Origin of the sequence: Mycobacterium sp. SM3041 (assembly GCF_039668335.1) — a bacterium.
In the GTDB taxonomy this organism is placed as follows: Bacteria; Actinomycetota; Actinomycetes; order Mycobacteriales; family Mycobacteriaceae; genus Mycobacterium.
This window is the reverse complement of the sequence record NZ_JAYXBQ010000072.1, coordinates 386,972-407,215: the sequence shown is the minus strand read 5'-3', so window position 1 is coordinate 407,215 and position 20,244 is coordinate 386,972. Positions and strand designations below refer to the sequence as shown.

The 20,244-nt window shown below is 67.1% G+C and carries 21 protein-coding genes; 11 read left to right on the top strand and 10 right to left on the bottom strand.

From position 1 onward, the window contains the following. A partial coding sequence (locus tag VXD91_RS24360) for a DUF222 domain-containing protein (RefSeq protein ID WP_346416652.1) occupies nt 1-1,827 on the top strand: 1,827 nt, incomplete at its 5' end. Between the two features lie 18 nt (nt 1,828-1,845). Here the strand turns inward: VXD91_RS24360 and VXD91_RS24355 are convergent. Next, the gene (locus tag VXD91_RS24355) at nt 1,846-2,121 is read right to left on the bottom strand and encodes a hypothetical protein (protein WP_212807709.1); all 276 of its coding nucleotides are present in this window, start codon (nt 2,119-2,121) and stop codon (nt 1,846-1,848) included. Between the two features lie 83 nt (nt 2,122-2,204). Then, the gene (locus VXD91_RS24350; RefSeq protein ID WP_212807710.1) at nt 2,205-2,807 is read right to left on the bottom strand and encodes a TetR/AcrR family transcriptional regulator; all 603 of its coding nucleotides are present in this window, start codon (nt 2,805-2,807) and stop codon (nt 2,205-2,207) included. Nucleotides 2,808-2,906: 99 nt separating this feature from the next. Here VXD91_RS24350 and VXD91_RS24345 point away from each other — a divergent pair, with 99 nt between their 5' ends. Continuing rightward, complete coding sequence (locus VXD91_RS24345) at nt 2,907-3,374, top strand: SRPBCC family protein (protein ID WP_212807711.1); 468 nt, start codon at nt 2,907-2,909, stop codon at nt 3,372-3,374. A 59-nt stretch (nt 3,375-3,433) separates the two neighbouring features. Here the strand turns inward: VXD91_RS24345 and VXD91_RS24340 are convergent, their stop codons facing one another. Further along, entirely contained in the window at nt 3,434-4,060 is a 627-nt protein-coding gene (locus tag VXD91_RS24340; protein WP_212807712.1) for a TetR/AcrR family transcriptional regulator, read from the bottom strand. A 52-nt stretch (nt 4,061-4,112) separates the two neighbouring features. Next, complete coding sequence (locus VXD91_RS24335; RefSeq protein ID WP_212807713.1) at nt 4,113-4,649, bottom strand: DinB family protein; 537 nt, start codon at nt 4,647-4,649, stop codon at nt 4,113-4,115. A 141-nt stretch (nt 4,650-4,790) separates the two neighbouring features. Here VXD91_RS24335 and VXD91_RS24330 point away from each other — a divergent pair, with 141 nt between their 5' ends. The 7 genes from VXD91_RS24330 to VXD91_RS24300 all read left to right on the top strand — a co-directional run bounded on the left by VXD91_RS24330 (nt 4,791) and on the right by VXD91_RS24300 (nt 12,014). Continuing rightward, nucleotides 4,791-5,585 (top strand): SMP-30/gluconolactonase/LRE family protein, encoded by a 795-nt coding sequence (locus VXD91_RS24330; protein ID WP_244872725.1) that lies wholly within the window; start codon nt 4,791-4,793, stop codon nt 5,583-5,585. Between the two features lie 48 nt (nt 5,586-5,633). Continuing rightward, nucleotides 5,634-7,016, top strand: a complete 1,383-nt coding sequence (locus VXD91_RS24325; protein WP_244872724.1) for an amino acid permease — start codon at nt 5,634-5,636, stop codon at nt 7,014-7,016. Nucleotides 7,017-7,068: 52 nt separating this feature from the next. Then, entirely contained in the window at nt 7,069-8,529 is a 1,461-nt protein-coding gene (locus VXD91_RS24320; protein ID WP_212814488.1) for a serine hydrolase domain-containing protein, read from the top strand. Between the two features lie 6 nt (nt 8,530-8,535). Then, complete coding sequence (locus VXD91_RS24315; RefSeq protein WP_212807714.1) at nt 8,536-9,174, top strand: DUF1345 domain-containing protein; 639 nt, start codon at nt 8,536-8,538, stop codon at nt 9,172-9,174. Between the two features lie 57 nt (nt 9,175-9,231). Next, a complete protein-coding gene (locus VXD91_RS24310) occupies nt 9,232-10,323 on the top strand; it encodes a type III PLP-dependent enzyme (RefSeq protein ID WP_212807715.1) in 1,092 nt (363 codons plus the stop codon). After that, on the top strand, nt 10,304-11,506 hold the full coding sequence (gene speD / locus VXD91_RS24305) for an adenosylmethionine decarboxylase (protein ID WP_212807716.1): 1,203 nt from the start codon (nt 10,304-10,306) through the stop codon (nt 11,504-11,506). Before VXD91_RS24310 ends, speD begins: the two co-directional genes overlap by 20 nt. A 70-nt stretch (nt 11,507-11,576) precedes the next feature. Then, on the top strand, nt 11,577-12,014 hold the full coding sequence (locus VXD91_RS24300) for a M15 family metallopeptidase (RefSeq protein WP_244872723.1): 438 nt from the start codon (nt 11,577-11,579) through the stop codon (nt 12,012-12,014). Here the strand turns inward: VXD91_RS24300 and VXD91_RS24295 are convergent, their stop codons facing one another. After that, a complete protein-coding gene (locus tag VXD91_RS24295) occupies nt 12,015-12,761 on the bottom strand; it encodes an isocitrate lyase/phosphoenolpyruvate mutase family protein (RefSeq protein ID WP_346416651.1) in 747 nt (248 codons plus the stop codon). It lies immediately after the preceding gene. A 64-nt stretch (nt 12,762-12,825) separates the two neighbouring features. Between VXD91_RS24295 and VXD91_RS24290 the strand changes: the two genes are divergently transcribed. Beyond that, the gene (locus VXD91_RS24290) at nt 12,826-13,524 is read left to right on the top strand and encodes a winged helix-turn-helix domain-containing protein (RefSeq protein WP_346416650.1); all 699 of its coding nucleotides are present in this window, start codon (nt 12,826-12,828) and stop codon (nt 13,522-13,524) included. Here VXD91_RS24290 and VXD91_RS24285 read toward each other — a convergent pair. Genes VXD91_RS24285 through VXD91_RS24265 form a run of 5 tightly spaced genes read right to left on the bottom strand, consistent with a single transcriptional unit; the run spans nt 13,510 to nt 19,294 of the window. Then, the gene (locus tag VXD91_RS24285; protein ID WP_212807722.1) at nt 13,510-14,226 is read right to left on the bottom strand and encodes a gamma-glutamyl-gamma-aminobutyrate hydrolase family protein; all 717 of its coding nucleotides are present in this window, start codon (nt 14,224-14,226) and stop codon (nt 13,510-13,512) included. The genes VXD91_RS24290 and VXD91_RS24285 overlap by 15 nt on opposite strands. A gap of 26 nt (nt 14,227-14,252) precedes the next feature. Beyond that, nucleotides 14,253-15,452, bottom strand: a complete 1,200-nt coding sequence (locus VXD91_RS24280; protein WP_212807723.1) for an acyl-CoA dehydrogenase family protein — start codon at nt 15,450-15,452, stop codon at nt 14,253-14,255. Nucleotides 15,453-15,469: 17 nt separating this feature from the next. After that, nucleotides 15,470-16,507: an LLM class flavin-dependent oxidoreductase gene (locus VXD91_RS24275; protein WP_212807724.1), complete on the bottom strand. Its 1,038-nt coding sequence runs from the start codon at nt 16,505-16,507 to the stop codon at nt 15,470-15,472. Continuing rightward, nucleotides 16,504-17,841 carry a glutamine synthetase family protein gene (locus VXD91_RS24270; protein WP_212807725.1) on the bottom strand — a complete coding sequence of 446 codons (1,338 nt, stop codon included), beginning with the start codon at nt 17,839-17,841 and terminating at the stop codon, nt 16,504-16,506. Before VXD91_RS24270 ends, VXD91_RS24275 begins: the two co-directional genes overlap by 4 nt. A gap of 1 nt (nt 17,842) precedes the next feature. Beyond that, nucleotides 17,843-19,294 (bottom strand): APC family permease, encoded by a 1,452-nt coding sequence (locus VXD91_RS24265; protein WP_346416649.1) that lies wholly within the window; start codon nt 19,292-19,294, stop codon nt 17,843-17,845. Nucleotides 19,295-19,494: 200 nt separating this feature from the next. Between VXD91_RS24265 and VXD91_RS24260 the strand changes: the two genes are divergently transcribed. Beyond that, nucleotides 19,495-20,241 (top strand): MetQ/NlpA family ABC transporter substrate-binding protein, encoded by a 747-nt coding sequence (locus VXD91_RS24260; protein ID WP_212807727.1) that lies wholly within the window; start codon nt 19,495-19,497, stop codon nt 20,239-20,241. Nucleotides 20,242-20,244 lie beyond the last annotated feature (3 nt).

Here is a 20,244-nt window from a genome sequence, read left to right as displayed (position 1 = left end):
ATGTTCGAACCCGTAGGGATCGGGGCCGGCGGTGTGCTGGTTCACGATGCCTCCGTGGTCGATGCGGTGGTGCATTTCGCGCGGGTGTCGAATGTCGCTGAGTGCGGGAAGTTCCGGGCGATTGCCGATCTGGTGGCGTTGCGTGTCGATGACGAAGATGGCCGGCAGTGGTGGGCCTGTGATGGCTGGGATGCTGCGGTCGCCGAGGTGGGTGCGGCGCTGGGGATCGGGAAGCGTGAAGCGTCGGGGCAGTTGTCGATTGCGGTCGCGTTGCGCTTCCGGCTACCAAAGGTGGCGGCGGTGTTCGCCGATGGTGGGGTGTCGGCGCGGACGGTCGGCACGATCTGTTGGCGCACCCGTCTGGTGGAGGATCCCAATACGCTGGCGGTGATCGATGTTGCATTGGCGGGGGCGCTGTCGGAGTGGGCGGGGTTGTCGCGCAAGAAGATTGAACGCAAGATCGACGGTTGGGTGCAGAAGTTCGACCCCGCCGCCGTTTTGAAGGTGCGTTCGGCTGCGCGCCGGCGTGGGGTCGGGGTGGGCAAGCCCGATGATGAGACCGGGGTGGCGTCGATCTGGGGTGCGCTGTTGGCCACCGATGCCGATCTGTTGGATCGGGTGCTGGACGAGATGGCCCGGCAGGTGTGTGAGGACGATCCGCGGACGTTCGGGCAGCGGCGGGCTGACGCGTTGGGGGTGTTGGCGGCTCGTGGGGATCGGTTGGTGTGCCAGTGCGGCAATCCGGATTGCCCGGCGGCTGGGCCGGATGCGCGGGCGGCGGCGGTGATGATTCATGTGCTCACCGATCAGCTGCCGGCGCCGGTGGCGGACCCGCTGCTCAGTGGGGACCCGGCCGCGCCCCCGACCCCGGCGCCAAACCAGCCTGCACCTGAGCCGGTGTTCACACCCGAGCCCGAGCCCGAGCATTTCTTCACAGCTGAACCTGAGCCCGAGCCCGCGCCTGCACCGGCGGCCGATTCGCGGCCCGCCGAAAACCCGACCCCTGCTGGGGACGAACCGGCCGGCGACACCCCGCCCACCCCTGAAGCCCATGCGGCGCACCCGCCGATCCCGACTTCCACCAAACCCCCTGCGCCGGTGCGCACACCCGTCGGTTATGTCCTCGGCGGCGGCGTGGTGCCCCCGGCGGTGCTCGCCGATCTGGTGGCCCGCGGCGCGAAAGTCCGCACGGTCGCCTCAGCCACCGATCTTGACCAAGTGCCGCGCTACCGGCCGTCGGCGGCGATGGATGAATTCGTCCGGGTGCGGGCCATGACGTGCATGTTCCCGGGCTGCGATCAGCCCGCCACCACCTCCGATATCGACCACACCATTCCGTGGCCGATCGGGCCGACACATCCGGGCAACCTCAGCCCGAAATGCCGCAAACACCACCTACTCAAAACCTTCTACGGCGGCCCTGACGGGTGGCAGGACCGTCAACAGCCCGACGGGACGATTGTGTGGACCGCACCCACCGGCCACACCTACATCAGCGTGCCCGAAAGTCGAATCCTGTTTCCCCGCACGGTCACCGACACCCCACTGCCGAACCCACCACCACAGGACACCGATCTGGACACCACCGCGGCTCCCGGCCGGGGCGTCATGATGCCCATCCGGCGCCGCACCCGCACCCAGAACCAGGCCCAGCAGATCGCCTACGAACGCGCCCGCAACCAAGCCGATATCGACGAGCGCGAAGCCGCACAAGAAGCCTTCGCCCGCCGACGCAAAGAACGCCAAGAACGCGAAGCCGCAGAAGCTGCAGAAGCCGCGGCGGCCGCAGAATCAGCAGAGCAACAAGACATCCCACCGCCACTGTGAGTGCAGCGTTAGTACGGGCTATACGTCGCCCGGCATGCCCGGCGGGCTGAGTGAACCGTCGACGTTCGGCACGACCGCGGGGGCCGGGATGCCACCTTCTGCGGCATTGTCGCCCGGGATCCCGTCGTCGGCCGGGGTCGAGAAGCCGCCGGGCCCACAGTTCCATTCCCACGGGAAACATGCCGGGAACGGCTGGATCGCCAGTGCGGCATCGGCCGGCGGGTTCGCGCCCAGTAGCGCGACAGCAACCGCACCCGCTCCCGCCGCCAGCACGCCATAGGTTCTCAACGCCATGGCAACCCCCAGTTCGCATCGTCAGATGCAACCGAAGCTACGCCGGCAAAGCCACACAAGGACCGGGAATCGGCTGATCGCCGCTAGGCGCCCGCGAGTTGGCCGACGACACCCATCGCGAGGTCTCTGGCGCGCATCAGCTCGGCGTCGTCGGCGAACAGTTCCCTTCGGTCGTTGCCGGCAGTGAGAAACGCGTCGATCTTGAACGCGTCGTCTGCCGGTGCCGACGAGCCCGCGACAGCCAGCTCGGTTTCCAGCAGCTTCAGCCAGCCACGCTTGAGCTTCCTGACCCCGTCCGCGACCGGACCGTCGCGACGGCCGTATTCGGCGGTGGTCGCCGCCATGAAACAACCACCGCGGAACACGCCGGCGGTCAGGTAGTCGACCCACGCGTCGATCAGCGCACGCAGCCGCGGCGCGCCGGGGGCCGCCTCGAGCGCCTTCGCGATGATCGTCTCGCGATAGATGTTTCGCGCCTCCGCCACCGCGGCGACCTGGATCGCCTCCCGATTCCCGAACACGGTGAGGATTCCGCTCTTGCTGACCCCGGTCGCCGTGGCCAGCGCGCCGACCGTGATCGAGTCGAGCCCGTGGGTCGTCGCGATCATCGCCGCCTCGTAGGCGACCTTCCGTCTGGTCGCGTCGCCACGGATGCGTCGCCCATCCAACTGATCGTCGGTTGCCACCTCCGCATTTTATACGTGCAACTGGACGTAAATCTCTTTGATCGTTACGCTCCGAAAAGCGTCCGATCGGACGTTCAATTTCGCGACGGGAGTGACGACATGCCTTCGAATCCGCAGCCGATACTCGAGGAGAGCATCGAGATCGCGGCCGCGCCCGAGACGGTGTGGACGCTGGTCGGCGACGTCCGCCGGATGGCCGAGTGGAGCCCACAGGTCGAATCGACCCGGTTGCGCGGCGGCGCCGAGCAGGTCGCGGACGGTGTCGAGTTCACCAACCTGAACAACAACGGCACCTTCCAATGGAAGACGCACGGCACCATCATCCGGTTGGACAACGGCCGCGAAATCGCGTTCCGGATCAAGGAGAACTGGGCCATCTGGTCCCTGCGCCTGGAGCCCACATCGGGCGGGACCAAGCTCACCCAGCGGCGTGAGAGCCCCGACGGCAGCCCCGACGGGACGGTCCACGTCATTGACAATTACATGGGCGGGCAGGACGTCTTCACCGCATCCATGCGCGAGGGGATGCGCCAGACCCTGCAGGCGATCAAAGCCGCGGCAGAGTAGGCGCCGCGGCCACGGCAGTTTCCCCTGCAGCGCAATCTGTTTGGTTATGGCTGTGTCGGTCAGGGCAGATTCATGCGCCAGTACAGCCCGGCCAGAAAGTCGGCCAGTTCAGCCGGCGTGGCCTCGAGATGTCCATCCGCCCAAGAGATCAGCAGTTCCGCAGCGGCGCCCGACATGGCGAATGCCTTCATCCGGGTATCGGCGGCACTGCTTTCGAACGATGAGGCTTCTGGCGTGGACCATTTCAAGAAACTGCCGGCGGTGCGGGCGAGTACTTCATTGCGGTGAACACCCGCACGACCGCCCGAGCCCAGACTTTCAACGAACAGAATGCGGATCATCCGTGGATCGTCGGACAACACGTCGACGGTTGCGCGCAGGGCGATCGACACGCGGGCAAAGCTGTCGACCGGCGCATCGACCATGGCGGCGTTCACCCGCGCATCGATCGCATCGGCAGCCGCATCGAACACCACACCGAACAATGCACTCAGATCGGTGAAGCTCTCGTAGAAATAGCGCTCTGTCAGACCGGCCTCGGCCACCACGTCTTTGACGCGGACCGAACCTGAACCGGGAGAGCCAAACAAGCTCGTCCCGGCCTCGATCAGCTTCCGGCGCCGCTGGGCGATGCGCTCCTCGCCGGTGACGCCCCCGTATACGCGCTGCGTTCCGGAAACCGACACCCTTGGCCCCTTCGGTTCAGTTGATTCATGAGATGTCGCAAACGTACGTCTATCACCCGCGTGGGGCGACGTCGTGCGCGTGGTGGACGATGTCGTGCAGGTGGTAGAGCGAAATGGTCGCGATGGTGAATTCGCTTCCATTGCTGCGTAATCCGCGACGTTTCCAAGATTCCGCCGGCACATTCGCATAGGTGTCCGCGACGATGTTCGCGGCGTCGAAAAGCTCGGTGGCGACCACGGCGGGGTCCTGCGAACCGTAGTCGTCGGCGATGGCCGTCTCGTCCTGGTCCCAGTTGGGGAACCGCGGATCCTCCTCGGTCAGCATCAGTCGGACGCGGTGGTCGAAGATTCGGTGCACGTCACGGATGTGGCATCCGTATTCGAGCGTCGACCAGACGTCGGGCCGCGGTCGCGACTTCACTCCGGAGCCGGCCAGGCGGTGCACCCAGTCTGCGGCATCGTCGCGGATCCGGCCGGCGACATCCGAGGGTTGGACGGACGACGCATCGAAGCCGCATTCAGGGCAGGCGCGTGTCAGCACCCACGTCCAGTCCTTGGCGTCGGGCTCGATGGGCTCTGAAGTCGTCACGCGACCAGTGTCGCACCCGGTCCGGTGCGGTGATTCGGATCGGTCCTCGACCAGCACGGGATAGCCTCTACGCACTCATCGAGCGAAGGGAATGGTCCGACGACGACGTCAACAGCTGTTGAGCCGTTCATCGACGGGTTCGTGTACGGCGAAGGACCGCGATGGCGCAACGACCGCCTGTGGTTCAGCGACGGACCGGCCGGCCGGGTGTACTCGGTGGGCGAAACGGGTGACCTCTCCGTCGAGGCCGAGGTGCCGCGCGCCTCCGGCCTCGGCTGGCTTCCCGACGGAACGCTCGTGGTGTCCACGCTCTTCGAGGCCACGATCCACCACGTCGACGCCCACGGAAACACCACTTCGACGTTCGATGTCAGCGATTTGGCCTGGTCGACCAACGACCTCGTCGTCGCCCCCGACGGCCGCGCTTACGTCGACCTGTACAAACAGACCCGCGATGCACTCGTCGGCGAGATCGGCCTGGTGGACCAGGCAGGTGGCGTCCGCATTGTCGCAACCGGCCTCGCCGTGCCCAACGGCCTCGGCTTTCTGCCCGACGGGACCCTCGTCGTCAGCGAGACGAACGGGTCACGCCTGCTTGCCTTTACAACTGCACCCGACGGCAGTCTCGGCTTCCCCACGGTGTTCGCCGACCTCGGCGCCGGCAGCCACCCCGACGGCCTGTGCGTCGACAGCGAGGGCGGCGTGTGGGTCGGCTGTTACGACACCGGCGAGTTCCTGCGCGTCATCGCCGGCGGCGCCGTGACGCATCGGATCCCGATCGGCCACGGCTGGGCCGTCGCACCCGCCCTCGGTGGCGCCGATGGGCACACGCTGTACCTGGTTGTCGACGACACCACGCATGACGGTCTGATGCGCGGCGAGTCGGCCGGGCGGGTGTTGCAGACCCGCGTCGACGTACCCGCCGCACCGACGTAGTCCCACCCCCCTCACCCGCACGCGATACACCGAATGGAAGGCACCCCGATGGCTCCGAGCACCCGTCCCGCTGACGGGCCCCGTGCCGAGACCACCGCCCCGGCTGACGCGCCGATGCACCGCGACCTGAAGAACCGTCATCTGCAGATGATCTCGCTCGGCTCCGCCATCGGGACGGGCCTGTTCCTCATCTCGGGCACATCCGTGCAGACCGCCGGACCGATCGTTCTGCTCGGCTATGCGATCGCCGGCATCGTCCTCTACGGCGTGATGCGGATGCTCGGCGAGATGGCCGTCGCACATCCGGTCGCGGGGTCGTGGTCGGCCTACGCCCGCGAATATCTCGGCAAACCAGCGGGTTTCATCGCCGGCTGGAACTGGTGGTACGTCTGTGTCGTCGTCTGCATGGTGGAGTTGACGGCAGCTTCGGAGTTCATGGCCTTCTGGTTCCCGGACATGCCCCGCTGGATCACCACCGCGGTGTGCCTGGTGCTCATCACCGCCGCGAACACCTTCAACGTCAAGGCGTTCGGCGAATTCGAGTTCTACTTCACGCTGATCAAGGTGACCGCCGTCGTCGCCATGATCGTCATCGGCATCGCGATCATCTTCGGCGCCGGCGATTACAACGTGCACGGCCTGCAGAACCTCTGGGCGCATGGCGGTTTCGCCCCCAAGGGGCTCGGCGCCTTCATGATCTCGCTGGTCGCGATCACCTTTTCTTTCGGCGGCATCGAGTCGCTCGGCACCGCCGCCGGTGAGGTCGAGGAGCCCGCCCGCAACATCCCCCGCGCCATCAATCAGGTGCTGCTGCGAATCCTGGTCTTCTACGTGGGCGCCATCGGCGTCATGCTGATCATCTGGCCGTGGGACAAGGTGGGCACGGAGGGCAGCCCGTTCGTGTTGATGCTCGTCGGCCTCGGGATCGGCGGCGCCGCAACGCTGCTCAACATCGTCGTTCTGACCGCCGCGCTGTCGGTGGCGAACGTGATGACCTACAGCAACGCGCGCGTCCTGTATGACCTCGCCGCCAGCGGCCAGGCGCCACGGTTCCTCGCCCACACCAACGCCCGCGGCGTCCCCGTCCGTGCACTGCTGCTCAACTCCGGGTTCGTCGCCGTGGCGGTGCTGCTGAATGTCGTGCTCCCCGGGAAGGCGCTCGTGCTGCTGATTCCCGTCGTGGTCGGGGCCGAGCTGATCACGTGGAGCATCATCGCGCTGAGCCACCTGCGATTTCGGTCGCGGGAGGGCGCCGGTGTCTTCAAGACACCGCTGTCACCGCTCACCAATTACCTGTGCCTCGGGTACTTCGCGCTGATCTACATCCTGATGACCCAGGATCCAGCGTCCCGTGCCGGCGCGATCGCTCTGCCACTGTGGTTCTGCGGTCTGCTCATCGTCGGATCCCTGCTGAACAGAGTGAGGCGCTAACGTCGAAGCGGTGAGGGTGTCGGGGTCGCGCGTAGCACGGGTATGCGCGGTGATGCTCGCCCTCGCGGCGTGCGGACACCCGACGCCGCCGCCGGCCGTCACCTCGTCGCCGACTGCTCGGCCTCCGGCCACGACAAGTGCGGCCGCCACGCCGGTCCCGAGCGTCGTCCCGGCCGGCCCGTTCGCCGCGGTATCTCGCCTGGTCAACGACGCGCTCGCCGCGCATCGGTTGCCCGGCGCGGTGATCGAGATCGGGCATGCCGGCAAGGTCGTGTTCCGGCAGGCCTACGGCGCACGCAGACTCGGTGACGAACCCGCGCTGGACGGATCTGCGGCCCCGGCGGAACCGATGACCGACGACACCATATTCGACCTCGCGTCGCTGTCGAAGAGCATCGCGACGACTGTCGCCTTCCTGCAGCTGTACGAAAAGGGCCTGGTCGAGGTCGACGAGCCCATCCAGACGTACTTTCCAGAATTCAATCCGACCAACGACGCACGCCGCGCCCAGGTGACGGTGCGGATGATGCTGACGCACACGTCCGGTACGGGTGGCGACCTCAGCCATCAAGGCCCGTGGGGGCTGACAAGCGCCGACAAGGCCGAAGGCATTCGTCGTGCGCTCACCGCGCCTCTGGAGTTCGGTCCCGGCGAGGGATTCCACTACTCCGACCTCAACTTCATCATCCTCGGCGCCCTGATCGAGAAGATCACCGGCGAGTCTCTGGACAACTATGTACAGGACAACGTCTTTGCACCGATGGACCTTGTCGATACTCGGTATCTGCCCGCCACCAAGGCCTGCGGCCCGCACCAGATTCGAGGCACGGCAATCGTTTTCGAAGGCGTACCGGCTGGACCGTGCCCGACCGGAACCTGGAGTACCGCCCTGCTGGAGCGCGTCGCACCGACCTCCCACGATGACGACACTCCCGGCATCAACCCCGACTTCGACCACTTGATCCGCGGCACGGTGCACGACCCGACGGCAAGGCGCATGGGCGGCACCGGAGGGAGCGCAGGAGTGTTCTCGACGGTTTCGGACATCGGCCGCTACGCGCAGGCGCTGATCGACCGGCTCGCCGGACGTCCGAGCCCGTTCCCGCTGGGGCGGAGCACCGCGGAATTGATGGCGACGCCGCAACAACCGGGGCACAACGCCGGGCAGGTGCCCGCGGCGAATGCCGCCAGCCGAGCGGCCGTCGAAAACCGGCCCAACACAACAGATCCGCTACTGGCCCCGGACTATCCGGCGATCCCGGGACAGGAACTCCGGAGCTTCGGCTGGGACATCGACACCGAACATTCCCGACCTCGCGGCATGGTCTTTCCCGTCGGCAGCTTCGGGCACACCGGCTTCACCGGCGTCAGCCTCTGGATCGACGCTGAGTCGGACACCTACGTCGCGGTGCTGGCCAACGTGATCCATCAACGCGGCGGCCCACCCATTGCGAGACTCAGCGGCGAGATCGCCACGGAAGCCGCACGGGCGCTACGCCTCTACGGGAGCTGACGGAGAATGCATGGGGTGACCTCACTCTCCGGCGCGAACAGATTCTGGATCAGCTTGACGGCGGGCCTCGGCGTCGGCCTGGCCACCGGGCTGCTGTTGCAACGCTGGCCCGTCGGACTGCTGGCGGTCGTCATCGTCACCGCGGCGAGCTACGTCTCGTGGGCGCTCGTGGCGCTGTGGCGGATGGGCCCCGAGCAGACGAAGGAGCACGCGGGTGAAGCCGACGTCGACGACGAGATCGGCGATCTGGTCCTGTTCCTCATCCTCACGGCCAGCCTGACCTCCATCGGAATCCTGCTGCTGTCCGCGAACGACGCGGACAAGGCGTCGTACGCAGGCATGTCGCTGGCCGCGATCCTCGCGACGTGGGCGCTGCTCCACACCATGTACACGGCGCGCTATGCGCGCATCTACTACGACGACGAACCCGGCGGAATCGACTTCAACAGTCCCGATGTCGATCCGCAGTACAGCGACTTCTTCTACTTCTCGTTCAACCTCGGAATGACCTACCAGGTCTCCGACACCGACGTCACCAGCTCTCAGATCCGGGCCGAAGTACTCCGGCACTGCCTCTGCAGCTACATCTACGGCACCGTGATCATCGCGTGCACGATCAACCTCGTCATCAACCTCGTTGGCTGATTGCTTCGCTCGCCGATCAGCGCGCGACGGACGGATTGGTTCAGTACTCTGCCGCGTGTGCCCGGTAGGCCCTACCTGACGATCGACCTCGCAACGGTGCGCAGGAACGTTGCGGCGTTGCGCAGCGCCCTGCCCGCGGCCGAGGTTCGGTACGCGGTGAAAGCCAACCCGGCCGAGCCCATCCTGCGGCTCCTGGCAGGCCTCGACTGCGCCTTTGACGTCGCGTCCGTCGGTGAGGTCGACCTGTGCGCGGCGGCCGGCATCGACGGCGCCCGGATGACGTTCGGGAACCCGCTCAAGAAGCCGGCCGAGATTGCGTACGCGTTTGCGCGGGGCGTCCGGCGGTTCACCTTCGACACCGCGGCCGGCCTGGCGGCGATCGCCGAGAACGCGCCGGGCTCGAGCGTCGAATGCCGCATTGCGCCGACGTTTCCGTCGTCGGTGACGCCGTTCGGGCACAAGTTCGGCTGCGCGCCCGCCGATGCGGCCGGGTTGTTGACGGAGGCTGCCCGGTCGGGACTCCGGGCGGACGGGGTGGCTTTCCACGTCGGCTCGCAGCAGCTCGATGCGGGCGCGTGGGAGATCGGCATCCGGTGCGCGCGTGACATTTTCGAAGCCGTACCCGGCCTGACGACACTCAACCTGGGCGGCGGCATCCCGATCTCGTACGACGCACCCGTACCCGACGTCGCGATCGTGGGTGGCGCCATCGCCGACGCCCTCGGACGGCACTTCCCGGCGCTCCCCCACGTCGTCATCGAACCCGGGCGCGCGGTGGTCGGCTCAGCCGGCACGCTCTCGTCCGAAGTGGTGTCGGTGCGGACCGGCACCGACGGTCGCCGCTGGGTGTACCTCGACATCGGGCGCTACGGCGGACTGGCCGAGACCGAGAACGAATACATCCGGTACCGGCTGCGCACGAACCGCGACAGTGATCCCGTCGACGACGCCGTGGTCGCCGGTCCGACGTGCGACGGCGACGATGTGCTGTACCGGCGGTATCCACTGCCGGTGACGCTACGTCCGGGCGATCTCGTCGAGATCGAAGCGGCGGGCGCGTATACGACGAGCTACGCCTCGTCGTTCAATGGATTTGTCCCGCTTGCAACGCAATTCGTGGAGGTCACAGATGCAGTCACAACCGGGTAGCAGCTTTGCGGGCTGTCACGTGCTGGCCGAATTCACCGGCGTCGACCGCGACCTGGCCAACGATCGCGTGCGGCTGCGCCACCTGCTGCGCACCTCCGTCGAGCGGGCCGGAGCCACGGTGTGCGACATGGTGGACAAGCGCTTCGAGCCACACGGCGTGACGGTGTTGGCGTTGCTCGCCGAATCGCACGCCTCGATCCACAGCTACCCCGAACGCGGCGCGATGTTCGTCGACGTCTTCACCTGCGGTGAGTCGGCCGACGCCGAGGAGGCCGTTCGGTTGCTGCGACAGGCCGTGGGCGCGGCAGATGCCCACATCCACACGGTGTTTCGCGGAGCGGGACGGCAGATCGTCGAGCCGATGGCACCCGGCATCACCCGCACCTGGCAGCTCACCGATGTGCTGTGCGATGTCCACACTGAGTTTCAACACCTGGTGATCGGCCGGACGGAGCAAGGCATCTCGCTGTTCAGCGACTCGGACCGGCAGAGCACCGAATTCAGCCAGCTCGTCTATCACGAGGCACTGATGGTGCCGGCGCTGCTGCTGGCCGAGACGGTCGACCGGGTGCTGATCATCGGTTCCGGCGAAGGTGTGGCCAGCCAGATGGCTGTCGCCGCCGGGGCCACGCATGTCGACCACGTCGACATCGACCGCGAGGCCGTCCGGCTCTGCGCCGAACACCTGCCCTACGGCTATGCGCCCGATGAATTGGCAAGGGCCGAAGCCGGACTCGGCCCCGTCACAGTGCACTACACCGACGGATACGAGTTTGTCGCAGATTACTCCGGACCCAGGTATGACGTCGTCGTCATCGATCTCCCCGACGAACGCGCTGAGGCCGCCCAGCACAACCGCCTCTACGGCGCGGAGTACATGAAGCTGTGCGGTGACATCGGCACCGTCGTCACCGGCCAGGCCGGCTGCCCCACGCTATGGCGCAACGAGACGCTGATCCGGTCATGGGAGCGTTTCGGCGAAACCTTCGGCACCGTGGTCTATTTCGGCAGCGACGAGCACGAGTGGGCGTTCCTGTCCGGTACCGCCGGCGTCGTGGAGGATCCGCTCGCCACCATGACGGCTCGGCTGGAGGCGCTGCCATATCGATGTCAGACGATCGACGCCGCGGCGTTGGCGGCGGCGACGACGCCGCCGATGTCCCTGCGGGAGAAGAGTCGGTAGCCGACGCCGAGTAGGGTCGGTGCCCATGCGACTCGTCGGTACCGTCTTGGCCTTGGCAGGTGCGCTCACAATGCTCGGACCGATGGCTACCGCGTCCGCCGATGCGGCGAGCCCGTTCGACGTCTCCAACCCCACCGTCGGGCACCTGGACCCGGCGTTGTTGGCCGCCATCCAGCAGGCGGCGACCGCGGCCGCGGCCGAGGGCATCCCCATGACGGTCACCTCCGGCTGGCGCACTCCCGAGTTCCAGCAACAACTGCTCGACGACGCGATCCAGACCTACGGCAGTTACAACGCGGCGCGGCAATACGTTCAGACGCCACAGCAGTCCAAGCATGTCAGCGGTCAGGCCGTCGACATCGGCGGCCAGAGCGCCGACAGGTGGCTGATCGCCAACGGTGCACGCTTCGGTCTGTGCCAGATCTACGCCAACGAACTCTGGCACTTCGAGCTCGCCACCGATGCCCAGGGGGCATGCCCGCCGCTGCTGCCCAACGCCGCCAGTTGATCAGCTGAGTGAGAGCGCCTGCGCGTCGTCGTAGGACATCGCGGTGGGAGTCGGCGCGCCCGTGGCGTATGCCGTCGCCGCCGCGGCAGCTTGCGTGATGGCGACGCGGAACGGCAGTGACCCGGTGCTCACGCGACGGACACCGAGTTCGCCGAGCCGGCGGAATGGCAACTGGGCGAGCAGGTTGAGCGGAATATCTCCGAGCTCGGCCACGAGCTGCTCGATCACGTGCTCGTCGCCCAGGCCGGGTACGAAGACGCCGTCCGCGCCGGCGTCGACGTACGCCGACGCGCGTCGGGTGGTGTCAGCCGTGGGCAGATGCAGCCAATAGGTGTCGACGCGGGCGTTGACGAACACGTCCGGCGCGGCGGCCTTGAATGCCGCGATCAGCGCGCACTGCTCGTCGAGCGCGGCGAGGTGATCGCTGCGGCCGTCCTCGATGTTGACCCCGGCGATACCGATGGCGTGCAGCTCCGCGGCCAGCGCTGCCGGGTCCATACCGAAACCCGCCTCGATGTCCACCGTCACCGGAACCGGGAGCCGAGCCAATGTCCGTGCCAGAGCGAGAGTTTCCGCCCCGGTGGCGCCGGCGGCATCAGGCAGTCCGTATGAGGCGGCGACGCCGAGACTGGTCGTCCCGACCGCGCGGAATCCGGCGCGGACAAACGCCGCAGCGGAGGCGAAGTCCCAGGCGTTGGGTAGGAGGAGCGGTTCGTCGCCGTGGTGCAGACGGGTGAACGTGTCCATGCGTACATCGTGGTCGCCGGATGGTTCGGTGGCCACCGAATTGTCACCGTCGCACACTGGGTCTATGACAGCCGAATGCCTCGCCGCCGTCGCGTCCGCGATGGCCGACAGTACGCGCGCCCGCATGCTGATCGCGCTCATGGACGGGCGGGCCTGGACGGCAAAGGAATTGGCGGCACACGCCGGTGTCGCAGCCTCGACCGCCACCGAGCATCTCAACCGATTGGTGACGGTCGGGCTGGTCAGCGAACGCAGGCAAGGACGCCATCGCTACGTAGAGCTGGTGGACGCCGGCGTCGCCGAGGTGCTCGAGTCACTCGCGGTGCTGGGTGAGCAGCCGTCCACACCGCCACGCGGCATGCGCGAAGCGGTGATCAACAGTGCCCTCGCACGCGGGCGCACCTGCTACGACCATTTCGCCGGGAGGCTGGGGGTGACCATCACCGACGCGTTGCTCCGGCGCGGGTTGCTCGACGAGTCCTTGGCCCTCACCACCGATGGACGCCAGTGGCTGACAGATGCGTTGGGCTCTCCGTTCGAACCGGGGCGCCGGGCCGCGACGCGGGCTTGCCTCGACTGGACAGAGCGACGCAGGCACCTGGCGGGCGCGGCGGGCGCGCACATCGCGACCGCGATGTTCACCCAGGGCTGGGTACGGCGCATCGGCAGCAGCCGGGCAGTCGTCGTGACACCGGCGGGTAGCGCGGGCCTTGAGCGACTGCTCGGAATTGCAGCGGCGACGCAGTTTTCAGCGGCGGGCTAGGCGTTCGTCGATTTCGATGGCCTGAGCGAGCGCGGCAAACGGTGCGTGCTGAACCGACGCCGACGTACCCGGCGCCTCCGGATGCCATTGCACCGCAACAACCCAGCCGTCGACGGCCTCGAACGCCTCGATCAGGCCGTCGGCCGCGTGGCCGGTGGCCACCAGCCCGGACCCCAGTGACGCGATGCCCTGGTGGTGGGCCGAACCGACGATGATCTGGTCGGACTCGTGGGCGGCACGAACTCGGCTACCTGCTGCCAGGGCAACCGGATGCCAGCCGAACAGCTCTCCGGCCGTCGCGCTCCGGTGCGGGACTTCGCCCGGCACCAGGTCGATGCGGAGGTCACCGCCGCGAAGTACGTTCAGCACCTGCGCGCCCCGGCAGATGCCGAGCACCGGCAAGCCGGCTTCCGCTGCTCGTGCCGCCAGCGTGAAGTCGAGTTCGTCCTGTTCGTCATTGACGTCGTACACCGCCGCGGTTGCGACCTGCCCAAAGCGCTGCGGGTTGATGTCTCCGCCGCCGGGCAGCACGAGTCCACCGACGTCGGACAGCGCCACGAACGGATCGTCGACGACCAGCGGTGTCAGGCCGGCCGCTTCGACCAGTTGGACGATCCGGTCGAAGAGTTCATTCGCCGCGATGACGCGCGGATCGTCACCGACCGAGAACCGGCGCGGTACGACGACAACGGGAGCGGCCACTATCGGGTCTGTCCTCTCATCGCGGGTCAGAAGTATCCGGAGTTGGGCGGCAGCGCACCGTTGACGAGGAAATCCCCAGTCGCCCAAGCTTTGTACGCCAGTGGGTTGTGGCTGGCGATGGTTCGCGCGTTGCGCCAATGCCGGTCGAGATTCAGTGTACGAGCTGTGGCCGATGCGCCACCGGTGTCGAACAGTCGCTGCGCGGCATCGAGGGTGAGACGTTCCGCGACGAGTTGGGCCTTCGCCACCTCGATTGCGGCAGCACCGATGGCCTGTTGGTCGTCGATCTGGCCGGAGTCCACCACCCGATCCAGCGCCGCCGCGGCGCCGAGCGTGACCGCGGTGGCGGTCGACGTCCAGGCCGCGATCTCCCCCACCGCCTGCAGGATGAACGGGTCCTGGGTGGCCGAGGCGGTCAGCGCGTGCGCGGCAGGCCGCGCCTTGTTCTGGACGAACCCGATGGCATCGCGCAAGGCGCCCTTGGCAATTCCCACCGCCACCGCCGTCAGGTACAGCTGCAGGAAAGTCTGGCTGTGTGCGAGCCGGTGGTCCGCAGGCACCAGCGACACCTCGTCCTTGTGGACCACCACCGACTCGAAAGTCGTTGCACCGCTGGCGGTCAGCCGCTGCCCGAAGCCGTCCCAGTCGTCGAACAACGTCACGCCTTGGCGATCGGCCGGAATGATCACGTGTACTTCGCGGCCGTCCTCGCGTTCGGCCGACACCGCGATCAGGTCGGCGTAGAGGGTGCCGGTCGAGTAGAACTTCTTGCCGTCCAACCGGTACCGGCCGTCACCCGTGGCACGCAACGTGGTGCCGATGGCCGCGGGAGATGCGCCCACTGCTTCGGTGATCGCGTTGCCGACGATCTTTCCGCTGAGCACATCGGGGAACCAGCGGGCCCGCAGGGCGTCGTCGCCGCGGTTACCCAGGAGCCGCTCGACGAATCCGAAATGGGCGCGCAGCGCCTGGGCCACGTTGGAGCTGGCCTGCGCGATGTCGATGACGGTCTCGATGACATCGACGATGGAACCGCCTGGGCCACCGTACTCCTGAGGGATCCGGAGTGCGAGGACGCCGGTGTCGGCGATCGCGCGGATCGCCTCATGGTGCAACGTTCGGGTCAGCTCGTGCTGGGCGTCGTCCGCGCCGAGCTGCTCGACGACCGACTCCAGCGACGCCCGCCGGTCCGCGACCGACCCTGCGGCCAATGCCGTGATGGTCATGGGATTTCCTTCTCGACTCAGCGGAACAGGGGCAGGATGTGGGCCGCGAAGCGCTCCATCTCGGTTTCCAGCGGCTGGAACTGCAGCATGAACAGGTCGATCCCGAGGCTCGCGAATGTCGTGATCCGTTCGGCCACTTGCTCGTAACTACCGATGAGACCGGCCAGCGTGCCGCCGTTGGTGCCCACGCGCGCGACACCCTCGTGCACCTTGAACATGGCGGTGGCCGGGTCGGCTCCCACCGTGCGGTCCCGTTGTCCCGAACCGTCGACGAGGCCCTGCAGGTACTCGAATTCGTGCTGCGCCTCTTCCTCCGACTCACGGGCGATGACGAACGCCGACAGCCCGAACTGCAAGGGCTCCGGCTTCTTCCGCTCGCGACGCCGCATGTCGTCGATGATCTCGGCGGCATCCTGCGGCGGCCGGCCGTTGAGGAAGAACACGTCGGCCTGCGCTGCCGCCAGGGCGCGCGCCGCTTCGGACTCCCCGCCGAGGTAGACGCGCGGGGTCCGCTCGAGGGCCGGCCGCAATTGCGCACCGGCCGCGACGGCCCCGTCCAGCCCGGACTCGATGGCATCGCCGCGCCACAGCCGACCGACGACGTCGAGCCACTCCCGGGAGTACTCGTATCGGTCACCGTGCGTGACGTCGCCGAGGCCGATCGCCTCCAACTCGGGAAGGAACCAGCCGCTGACGAGGTTGATCGCCACCCGGTCGGAGGCGATCTGTTCAATGTTGGCAACGGTTTTCGCGAAGACCAGCGGATTGAACAGCAGCGGCTTGATGGCGCCGATCAACTCGACGCGGCTGGTGGCCTCGGCCAGCCCGGCCAGCGTTGACCAGGTTTCCAGTACGTCGTGTTCGGCGCCACCCGGATGCAGGACGTGCTGGGCGATCAGCGTCGAGTCGAAGCCCAGCTCTTCGGCGCGCACGATGAGATCGCGTGTCCGGCGGTAGCTGGCATCGGGCACCTCGACGGGATGTGTTCTGGCGCCCCAGGTTCCGTAGACGGGGGCCCACACCCCGAAGCGCGGCGCGGTCAGTGTTGCGGTCATGAATTCTCCAGGTAGCGCCGGAATTCCCAGTCGGTGACGGCACTGGAGTACTCGTCCCACTCGCTCTGGGCGATCTCGGCGAAGTCATGCACGGAGTCCGCGCCCAAGATGTCGACGATGGCGTCATCGCTACGGGCCAGCGCGATCGCGACACTGAGCGATTCCGGTAGCCGGACCCCAACGTCGTAGAGGTTGCCGGTCTGCGGCTCTGATGGATTGCGTCGGGCTTCCAGGCCGGCCACAACTGCTGCCAGGGCAGATGCGATGAGCCAGTAGGGGTTTGCGTCGGATGCGCCGGTGCGCAGTTCGATTCGCGTCGCCTCGGGCGTCGACTCCAACAGCGACCGGACGGCGGACGTCCGGTTGTCCCGGCTCCACGTCAAGGTCGCCGGGGCGAACGATCCGGGGACGTACCTGCGGTACGCGTTGACCGAGTGCGCGCCGAACAGCGTGATGGACGGCAGGTGTTCGAGCAGGCCGGCGATGGCGTGCAGACCGACCTGGCTCTCGGTCCCGTCGGCGCCGGCCAGAACCGGCTCACCGTCGCGCCACAGCGAAATATGCAGGTGCGCAGAACTTCCGGAGTGCTCCGAGAACGGCTTGGGCATGAACGTCGCCAACTTGCCGTTGCGGCGGGCGATCTCCTTGACGGCGTACTTCAACCGCGCGCTGTTGTCCGCGGCATCGAGCGCGTCGCTGTAGACCAGATTGGCCTCGACCTGTCCCGGACCGTATTCGGTCAGCAGGCCCTCCAGGGAAGTGAACTCGCGCAACACCGAATAAAGCTCGCTGAGCACCGGTTCGAGGGTGTTGGCATTCTGCAGCGAGTAGGCGTGTACGTCGTCCTGGAAGATCGACCCGTCGGCATTGAGCAGGTAGAACTCGAACTCGGCGCCGACCTTCGCGGTGTACCCCAGGTTCTCCAGCCGCTGGATGACGCGCCGCAAGACCGCACGGGGATCGAGCGGTGACGGCGTGCGGTCGTGACCGACGATGTCGGAGAGGACGTGCCCCACCCCGGATCGCCACGGCAGCGCACGGAAGGTGCTCAGGTCGGGTACGGCAAAAGCGTCGGGGTAGCCCGTGTTCCAGTTGGTCGACCGAAGACTCTCGATCACCCGGGCGTTGGAGTTCCACGCGAGCGCGCCATCGCAGAAGCCGAATCCGGAAGTTCCAGCGCGAGAGCGGAATTGCTCGACAGGCACCCGCTTGCCCAAGGCGTGGCCGAACTGGTCACTCCACGCCACCTCGACCTCCGTGATGACGCCGGAGTCCAGCAGGTCGACAACGCTCCGGTGCCGCTCGTCAATTGCGGCGGCCGCGGTCAACGACATCTCAGCCCTCCTCTCCCGCCGGGGCGACCGACTCGGTTCGCGCGCGGCGATAGCCCAGCACGGCACCGCCCACGAAACCCACTACGAGCACCAGGATTACGGCCAACGCCAACCCTGACGACCCGCCGACCAGGTCCTTGAGGTTCACCAGAATCAGGACCAGGAACGCCACCAGCCCGGCCAGGCCCAGCGCCGGCGCCACCCGGACCCGCAACACCGAGTAGTGCCGCCGGTCCCGTGCGAAGAACGTCAGCACAGCCGCGCTCGTCAACACCATCAGGGCGAGCACCCCGACCGTGGTGATCCCGGACAGCCAGGTGTAGAACTCCGTGCTCGGGTCCAGCTTCGCCACGATGGCGACACCGATGATCGCGAGGATCAGTGCCGACAGCGCCAACGACGCGACGTGCGGCGAGCCGTGGCGGGTGTGGGGCCGGCCGAAAGCCGCGGGCAATACACCCCGGCCGGACAGCGCGAACAGGTAGCGGGACACCACGTTGTGGAAAGACAAGATGCAGGCGAAGAGGCTCGTGACGAAGAGGACCTGAATGACGTCCGCTCCCACCACGCCCAGGTAGCGCTGGGCGGTGTCGACCAGCATGGTGCCGCCCGAATTCGTCGCACGCTCAAGGGCTTCGCGATCGCCCCACGCCGAGATCAGTGCCCAGCTCGAGACCGTGTAGAAGACGCCGATCACCGCGAGCGCGAGGTACGTCGCGTACGGAATGGTGCGGTCCGGATCGCGTGCCTCGTCACGGAAGATGGCCGTCGCCTCGAAGCCGAGGAACGAGATGATCGCGAAGAGCAGCCCGATACCCGGTGCGCCCGAGGTGATCTGCGCGGGGTCGAGCAGTCCCGTCGACAATCCGTGGTCACCACCGCGAGCGACGATGACCGCGTCGAGGACGACGACGATCGCGATCTCGGCGACCAGCAGAACCGCGAGCACTCGACTGGACAGCTCGATGTTGCGGTACCCGAGGTAGGTGATCACCGCGAGCCCGGCCAACGCCCATACCGGCCACGGCAACTGGGGTACGCCGACGAGGGCCAACAGACCGCCGAGCTGCGGACCGAGCAGGCCGTAGACCGCGGCCTCCATCGAGGCGTACGTCAGGACCGCCACGAACGCGGCGCCGATGGCCGGACTGGACCCGAATCCTTGCTGCACATAGGAAAAGAACGCCCCGGCCTCGCGGACGAAGGGCGTCATCGCGGTGAAGCCGACCGCGAACAGCAGCAGCACGACGGTGGCGATGACGAACGTCGCGGGGAACCCTGATCCATTGCCGGTGGCGATTCCCAAGGGCACCGGCCCGCCGATGACGCCCAGCGGCGCCGCTGCGGCCAACACCATGAAGACGATGGCCGGGATCCCCAGATTGCCGCGAAGACGCTGCGCGCCGGCCGGAGGCCCACCATCGGTGCGCACCGCCGCATGTTCGACTGTCATGACGCCCCTTGCTGGTCGGTGAATGTTGTTGGTGACAAAAGTTATTGGCCGGGGTGGACGCGCTCCAGCGGGCAGGACACCGGCGCTGACAATGCGTCACATGCCGTAACATTCGGCGGACTTCAGGGCCGCAGATTCAGCATCCGGTCGGTAGTCTTCATGGCATGGCGCCGCGGGTGCGTCAGTCAAAGGGGTTGGCAGTGGGGACCATTCGATCGATTCATGGCACCGGCCGCGTCCTGCGCGTAGGGGCGACGCCGGTCCCGCACGCCGAGATCCTCGATCACGTCCGCCCGGTGCTCGCGCGCGACGGCATCGACCTCCACGTCGAGGTGTTCGACACCTTCGACGAACCGAACCACCATCTGGTCACCGGGACGATCGACGCCAACTTCTTTCAGTACCTGCCATTCCTCGACGAGTTCAATGCCGCCTCGGCCCAGCGACTGGTCCCCGTCGCACCGGTGCACATCGAGCCGTTCGCGCTCTACTCGGAATCGATATCCACTGTCGACGACGTGCCGCAGTACGCACAGGTGGCGCTGCCCGGTGATCCGGCGAACGTCGGGCGCGCCCTGCACATCCTTCGCGACCTGGGTCTGCTCACCCTGCGTGAGGGTGAGGTGGCTGCCCCCGGCGTCGACTCGATCATCGCGAACCCAAAGCAGTTGCTGTTCAAGGAAATCGCCAGCGCGCACCTGGCTGATGTCCTCGCCGACTTCGATCTGGTGTTCCTGTTCGGCAACTACGCCATGGACCGCCAGATCGACCTGCAGTCGGCGCTCTATTGTGACCACGCCAACCGCGACTACGCCGAGTACCTCGTCGCGCGCCCCGACAACCACGACAGCGAACCAATCAGGCTGTTGGCCAACGCTTTACAGTCAGATTCGGTGCGTTCGTTCATCGCCCGCTCGTACGCCGGCCTGGTGGTACCGGCGTTCTGACGG

Excerpts from the sequence above, each read along its gene's own strand:
- VXD91_RS24355 (WP_212807709.1), bottom strand. The coding sequence starts at position 2,121 with ATGGCGTTGAGAACCTATGGCGTGCTGGCGGCGGGAGCGGGTGCGGTT.
- VXD91_RS24345 (WP_212807711.1), top strand. The coding sequence starts at position 2,907 with ATGCCTTCGAATCCGCAGCCGATACTCGAGGAGAGCATCGAGATCGCG.
- VXD91_RS24325 (WP_244872724.1), top strand. The coding sequence starts at position 5,634 with ATGGCTCCGAGCACCCGTCCCGCTGACGGGCCCCGTGCCGAGACCACC.
- VXD91_RS24320 (WP_212814488.1), top strand. The coding sequence starts at position 7,069 with ATGCTCGCCCTCGCGGCGTGCGGACACCCGACGCCGCCGCCGGCCGTC.
- VXD91_RS24315 (WP_212807714.1), top strand. The coding sequence starts at position 8,536 with ATGCATGGGGTGACCTCACTCTCCGGCGCGAACAGATTCTGGATCAGC.
- speD (WP_212807716.1), top strand. The coding sequence starts at position 10,304 with ATGCAGTCACAACCGGGTAGCAGCTTTGCGGGCTGTCACGTGCTGGCC.
- VXD91_RS24300 (WP_244872723.1), top strand. The coding sequence starts at position 11,577 with ATGCTCGGACCGATGGCTACCGCGTCCGCCGATGCGGCGAGCCCGTTC.
- VXD91_RS24295 (WP_346416651.1), bottom strand. The coding sequence starts at position 12,761 with ATGGACACGTTCACCCGTCTGCACCACGGCGACGAACCGCTCCTCCTA.
- VXD91_RS24290 (WP_346416650.1), top strand. The coding sequence starts at position 12,826 with ATGACAGCCGAATGCCTCGCCGCCGTCGCGTCCGCGATGGCCGACAGT.
- VXD91_RS24280 (WP_212807723.1), bottom strand. The coding sequence starts at position 15,452 with ATGACCATCACGGCATTGGCCGCAGGGTCGGTCGCGGACCGGCGGGCG.
- VXD91_RS24275 (WP_212807724.1), bottom strand. The coding sequence starts at position 16,507 with ATGACCGCAACACTGACCGCGCCGCGCTTCGGGGTGTGGGCCCCCGTC.
- VXD91_RS24270 (WP_212807725.1), bottom strand. The coding sequence starts at position 17,841 with ATGTCGTTGACCGCGGCCGCCGCAATTGACGAGCGGCACCGGAGCGTT.
- VXD91_RS24265 (WP_346416649.1), bottom strand. The coding sequence starts at position 19,294 with ATGACAGTCGAACATGCGGCGGTGCGCACCGATGGTGGGCCTCCGGCC.